1 pseudogene is annotated in these 557 nt (G+C 63.6%); it reads left to right on the plus strand.

What is annotated here, in order from left to right:
* Nucleotides 1–557, plus strand: a pseudogene (locus ACWNMY_RS22405) (IS3-like element IS6110/IS987 family transposase); the annotation flags it as partial.

Genomic DNA, 557 nt, shown 5'->3' on the forward strand with positions numbered 1-557 from the left:
TGGCGAACTCAAGGAGCACATCAGCCGCGTCCACGCCGCCAACTACGGTGTTTACGGTGCCCGCAAAGTGTGGCTAACCCTGAACCGTGAGGGCATCGAGGTGGCCAGATGCACCGTCGAACGGCTGATGACCAAACTCGGCCTGTCCGGGACCACCCGCGGCAAAGCCCGCAGGACCACGATCGCTGATCCGGCCACAGCCCGTCCCGCCGATCTCGTCCAGCGCCGCTTCGGACCACCAGCACCTAACCGGCTGTGGGTAGCAGACCTCACCTATGTGTCGACCTGGGCAGGGTTCGCCTACGTGGCCTTTGTCACCGACGCCTACGCTCGCAGGATCCTGGGCTGGCGGGTCGCTTCCACGATGGCCACCTCCATGGTCCTCGACGCGATCGAGCAAGCCATCTGGACCCGCCAACAAGAAGGCGTACTCGACCTGAAAGACGTTATCCACCATACGGATAGGGGATCTCAGTACACATCGATCCGGTTCAGCGAGCGGCTCGCCGAGGCAGGCATCCAACCGTCGGTCGGAGCGGTCGGAAGCTCCTATGCCA

The sequence above is a fragment of the Ferdinandcohnia sp. Marseille-Q9671 genome (assembly GCF_976954385.1).